Genomic DNA, 5336 nt, shown 5'->3' with positions numbered 1-5336 from the left:
TTTGGTGCACTTGCTGAATGGCAAGACACAAACAGAATAGTTCCTCCTTAGCTCAGTTGGTAGAGCGACGGACTGTTAATCCGCAGGTCGCTGGTTCGAGCCCAGCAGGAGGAGCCAATTTAAAAAGCCGCATCACTTGATGCGGCTTTTTTGCATCTGCCCTATTCTCCATTTTAATATTCCTTTGCTTCGCACTTCATATCCAAACATCACCGAATATTAAATCCCCTCTTCAAAAATACTTATTTCACGCTAAAAATTTAATCCTCATCATAGTTTCAATACGTGCTTGTAGGCGTAATACCACTTCTTCAATAAGATGCGTCGGCTATTAGATTATTGACATAAGCCATGCTTTGCATAGCAATGACACATTTTGTGAGCCAAATATGAAATTAAAAACTCAAGCCTACTTATTATCCGCGATCATACTGTTAGCTTTGCTAGCCTTGACCGCTACAGGTTTATGGACCTTACGCGTCGCAAGTAACCTCGATAACAAAGCTCGAGTAACTGAGCTATTCAAGAGTGCATACAGCATTCTGACTGAAGTAGAAAAAATGGCAGTTGAAGGCAAGATGCCTGAAGAGGAAGCAAAAGCACTCGCAACACGCCTACTGCGTAACAACATCTACAAAGACAACGAGTACGTTTATGTGGCGGACGAAAATATGATGTTTATTGCCGCACCACTAGATCCTCAACTACACGGAACCAGTTTCCATGACTTTAAAGATGGCAGCGGTAATAGCGTAGGCCAACTCATCCTAGATGTTTTGGGTCGCAAAACAGGTCAGATTGTTGAATATACCTGGAGCCAAAAACAGGCCGACGGCAGCATTGAAGAAAAACACTCAATAGCAGAAAAAACACCACATTGGGGTTGGGTTGTCGGCACAGGTATTGGCTTTAATGAAGTGAATGCACGTTTTTGGTCGACAGCACAGTGGCAGCTTATGCTGTGTCTGGTTATCGCAGGTTCAATTCTTGGAGGCTTGATCATCTCAATTCGCAAAATGCTCAATCTCTTAGGAGGTGAACCTAACGATGTACGAGAAGCGGTTCAAGCGGTTGCACAAGGTAACATCCAAACTAGCTTTGATACCGTCGCTCCAAAAGGCAGTATCTACCATGCGGTTCAGAATATGAGCCAATCATTGGCAACCATGGTGACTAACCTTGAACAATCGATGCACGCTCTACGCGATGAGCTATCAGCAGTAGAGTCGCGCTCAAATTCCATCGCCGATCTTACCGTTTCTCAGCAGCAATCGACCGCAATGATTGCAACAGCGATGACAGAAATGGCTTCTTCCGCTAACCATGTGGCAAGCTCTGCTAGTGACACAGCACGTAATACCGATGAAGCAGATAAACAAAGTCAGCACACTCAATCACTGATCCACAGTACGGTAGATAACATCCAAGGTCTTGCGACTCAGCTGAATACTGCAAGTAAAGCGGTTGCCGATCTCGATCAAGATGTAAACAACATCGTGAAAGTTCTGGATGTAATCGGGGATATTGCGGAACAAACCAACCTATTAGCCTTGAACGCTGCAATTGAAGCAGCCCGAGCAGGCGAACAAGGACGAGGCTTTGCTGTAGTAGCAGATGAGGTGCGTAATCTTGCAGGTCGAACTCAAGACAGCACAAAAGAGATCCAACACATGATCTCGAATCTTCAAGAAGGCTCTCGCAATGCCATTCATACAATGGAAATCTGTGCGGAAACAAGTGAAAGCACAGTAACTGAATCGATGAATGCATCAGAAGCTCTCCAACAGATCGTTACCGCGCTTGAATCTATCACAGCAATGAGTCAGCAAATTGCGACGGCAGCAGCTGAGCAAACGCAAGTCAGTGATGACATTGCACACCGCATAAATCTGATTGAAGAGAGCGGAAGTAAGCTAAATTCAGTGGTAACAGAGAGCCGATCGAGCACCCAAAGTTTGGCCTCTTTGGCAAATGAACTGGAAGGATGGGTGAATAAGTTCTCCGTAAAGCACTAGTTTAAAGTCAATTGTTCACTAAAAAGCACGTTTTCAAACGTGCTTTTTTTGTTTTCGTCGCATTTATTTAGCAAACAAGCTCGTAATTTCTTTCTTAGAAAAGCTTAAAACATGATGTATCCCTATTTAAAACGCATAAAAACAGCCCACTCCGAGCACATTTTCATCAAACGATATTTTATTTAAATTTTATTGTTGACCTGAAAGCCGAAAAGCCTTTTAATACACCTCGTCGCCCGGATAGCTCAGTCGGTAGAGCAGAGGATTGAAAATCCTCGTGTCGGTGGTTCGATTCCGCCTCCGGGCACCACAATTTAAAATTGTTGGTGTCTAACACGAACAATATAAAGAATAACGGTACGCCGACTTAGCTCAGTAGGTAGAGCAACTGACTTGTAATCAGTAGGTCACCAGTTCGATTCCGGTAGTCGGCACCATTTATTCTTAGAAAAGACAATTCCTCCTTAGCTCAGTTGGTAGAGCGACGGACTGTTAATCCGCAGGTCGCTGGTTCGAGCCCAGCAGGAGGAGCCACTTTCAATTGGCAAGTTAATTACTTGTTAATGAAAATGTGCCGACTTAGCTCAGTAGGTAGAGCAACTGACTTGTAATCAGTAGGTCACCAGTTCGATTCCGGTAGTCGGCACCACTTATTAAAATTTGTTCCTCCTTAGCTCAGTCGGTAGAGCGACGGACTGTTAATCCGCAGGTCACTGGTTCAAGTCCAGTAGGGGGAGCCATATTAGAAGAAGCCGCATCACTTGATGCGGCTTTTTTGCATCTGGAAGAAATACACCCTTCTCTCCTCTTTGCTCTATAAACAAAAAAGCCAGGTTTAGAAACCCAGCTTTCTCTTTTGCACTCTCATCCAAAGATCAGTTTAAGCCACCAAGACATATGTATTTCGTCTCTAGGTATTCATCGAGCCCTTGTTTCGCGCCTTCACGCCCAACACCTGACTCTTTAATACCACCAAATGGCGCAACTTCTGTCGAGATAATACCTTCGTTCACACCAACCATTCCGTATTCCAAGCCTTCAGTGAACTTGATAATTCGTTTAAGGCTATCGGTATAGAAATAACAAGCTAAGCCATACTCAGTATCATTGGCCATTGCTAACACTTGTTCATCATCTTCAAATGTTAATACGGGTAATACTGGCCCAAACAACTCTTGCTGCACGATAGCCATGCCTTGATCGACATTATCCAAAATTACAGGCTCCATAAAGCGCCCTGCGAGCTTTTGAGGACGGTTAGCAATGGTAGCCCCCTCTTGTAACGCCTGATCAATAACAGCCTCCAGACGATGCTTAGAAGCCATGGTGATCACTGGCCCAACTGTCACACCAGACTCCAAGCCATTCCCAACATTTAGCTCCATCATTTTCGCGAGCACTTTTTCCATAAAGCGCTCTTTGACATTTTGATGTACATATAAACGGTTTGTACACACGCACGTTTGCCCTGCATTACGGAACTTGGACGCGATAAGCCCATTAGCAGCTGATTCCAAATCAGCATCCTCAAAAACAATAAACGGAGCGTTACCTCCAAGTTCCATCGATACCGCTTTAACAGTTTCACTAGCCTGCTTCATCAAAATTTTGCCGACGCGAGTCGAACCCGTAAATGAAATCTTCTTGATCCTAGGATCCATCGATAACACCTGACCAAACTCAGCGGCCTGTTCAGAAATAACAACAGGTAAAAGCGGCTTAGGGATACCAGCCTGATACGCGAGTTCAACAACCGCTAGTGCGGTCAGAGGGGTCAATTCGGACGGTTTGATGATCATCCCACATCCAGCAGCTAACGCAGGTGCCGCTTTTCGTGTGATCATAGCAATAGGGAAATTCCACGGTGTAATCGCAGCACACACGCCTACAGGCTGTTTAATTGTAGATAAACGTCTATCTACAGCAGGAGCTGGGATAACTTCGCCATAAGCTCGTTTAGCCTCTTCTGCAAACCACTCTACAAAAGATGCCCCGTAGCTCACTTCCCCGCGGCTTTCAGACAATGGCTTACCCTGTTCCAATGTAATAATGGTCGCTATATCTTCAGCGTGTTCCATCAACAATTGATGCCAGTTTTTCAAACAGCTAGATCGCTCTTTCGCACTCAACTTAGCCCATCGAACTTGTTCAGCCGAACACGCTTCAATGAGGCAATCCAACTCTTCAATTGAACTCGGTTTCAAGCGAATTAACTCTTGCTCAGTTGCAGGGTTGATGACCACAACTCCGTCGTCGGAAGCCCATTGTTTAAATACTTCTTTTAAGGTTTCATTTTTTATTTGTTGCATCACCAGACTAACTCCTACGAGAACTCCTTTTAGGGTAATCCTTCTAGTAGAAATCAGCAAAGCAAACAAAGTTTTCTGACAGTGTTGACATTAACAAGCGAAAAAGCCGTGAGTATAAGGACTAGGAATGGATCACATAGCAAGCCAGTTCGAAAATTCAAAGATTGCATAAATGCGAGACTCATTTGATAACTTCGAGTCTCAACATGATGATATGGCAACGAAATACTAACTAAACTGAATCTAGACTCAAGACACAAATGAAAACCAAAGCTTTTAGGCTAGGACTAAATGAATCAACAAAGCCATAAAGCTTATTCTTCTTAAGCAAACCAAAATGAGTCAAATTAGTTTGTATATGCCTAGAATACAGATAGGCAAAGACAGGTGCTTGTAGATGAGAGAGCATCGCTATTGCGAATGAAGATTCCGTATAAATGGCCGGACTACAAGGGTTGGAATAAGTACCGAGCACTGAAACGGAATTAGTTTCTCTGAAGGGGAAAATGACTTGGCCTTAAACGACGAAAGCCTTGCTATTTCTAGCAAGGCTTTCTAAATAAGTGGCGGAGCGGACGGGACTCGAACCCGCGACCCCCGGCGTGACAGGCCGGTATTCTAACCAACTGAACTACCGCTCCGCACTGGTTAGACTCTGGAGTCTAAATAAGAACCTGGCGATGTTCTACTCTCACATGGGGAAGCCCCACACTACCATCGACGCTACTTCGTTTCACTTCTGAGTTCGGAATGGAAGTCAGGTGGGTCCAAAGTGCTATGGTCGCCAAGTAAAATTCTTTACATTTTGTTTTAGGCTTTAATTTAAAACATAAAACAAATAATAAATGGTGCTGATACCCAGAATCGAACTGGGGACCTCATCCTTACCAAGGATGCGCTCTACCGACTGAGCCATATCAGCACATTATTTGTGTCCGTGAGGACTAAAAAAGCCCGCTTTTACAAACGGGCTCTCTTAACTTTTGTCTTCGCCTTTTAAAAAGGAAAAAAC

General features: G+C 44.1%; 2 protein-coding genes, 8 tRNA genes and 1 rRNA gene. 7 read left to right on the top strand and 4 right to left on the bottom strand.

Annotated features, from left to right (window positions below; genetic code table 11):
- Positions 1-41 precede the first annotated feature (41 nt).
- From ACF8EG_RS15645 to ACF8EG_RS15615, 7 genes are all read left to right on the top strand, one after another.
- Positions 42-117 (top strand) — tRNA-Asn (locus tag ACF8EG_RS15645).
- Between the two features lie 272 nt (positions 118-389).
- Positions 390-2015 carry a methyl-accepting chemotaxis protein gene (locus ACF8EG_RS15640; RefSeq protein ID WP_069505160.1) on the top strand — a complete coding sequence of 542 codons (1626 nt, stop codon included), beginning with the start codon at positions 390-392 and terminating at the stop codon, positions 2013-2015.
- A 234-nt stretch (positions 2016-2249) separates the two neighbouring features.
- Positions 2250-2325, top strand: a tRNA-Phe gene (locus ACF8EG_RS15635).
- Between the two features lie 51 nt (positions 2326-2376).
- A tRNA-Thr gene (locus ACF8EG_RS15630) sits at positions 2377-2452 on the top strand.
- A 21-nt stretch (positions 2453-2473) separates the two neighbouring features.
- A tRNA-Asn gene (locus ACF8EG_RS15625) sits at positions 2474-2549 on the top strand.
- A 39-nt stretch (positions 2550-2588) separates the two neighbouring features.
- A tRNA-Thr gene (locus tag ACF8EG_RS15620) sits at positions 2589-2664 on the top strand.
- Between the two features lie 15 nt (positions 2665-2679).
- Positions 2680-2755, top strand: a tRNA-Asn gene (locus ACF8EG_RS15615).
- 135 nt (positions 2756-2890) lie between these two features.
- On the opposite strand, the gene ACF8EG_RS15610 is transcribed toward ACF8EG_RS15615, so the two are convergent.
- The 4 genes from ACF8EG_RS15610 to ACF8EG_RS15595 all read right to left on the bottom strand — a co-directional run bounded on the left by ACF8EG_RS15610 (position 2891) and on the right by ACF8EG_RS15595 (position 5246).
- Positions 2891-4327 (bottom strand): NAD-dependent succinate-semialdehyde dehydrogenase, encoded by a 1437-nt coding sequence (locus tag ACF8EG_RS15610; RefSeq protein ID WP_161618657.1) that lies wholly within the window; start codon positions 4325-4327, stop codon positions 2891-2893.
- 561 nt (positions 4328-4888) lie between these two features.
- Positions 4889-4965 (bottom strand) — tRNA-Asp (locus ACF8EG_RS15605).
- Between the two features lie 31 nt (positions 4966-4996).
- A 5S ribosomal RNA gene (rrf, locus tag ACF8EG_RS15600) occupies positions 4997-5113 on the bottom strand.
- A gap of 57 nt (positions 5114-5170) precedes the next feature.
- A tRNA-Thr gene (locus ACF8EG_RS15595) sits at positions 5171-5246 on the bottom strand.
- Between the last annotated feature and the right edge of the window lie 90 nt (positions 5247-5336).

Origin of the sequence: Vibrio sp. YQ_11 (assembly GCF_043103065.1) — a bacterium.
In the GTDB taxonomy this organism is placed as follows: domain Bacteria; phylum Pseudomonadota; class Gammaproteobacteria; order Enterobacterales; family Vibrionaceae; genus Vibrio; species Vibrio parahaemolyticus.
Note: the sequence above shows the minus strand (reverse complement) of the source record. Positions and strands in the feature narration are given on the sequence as shown.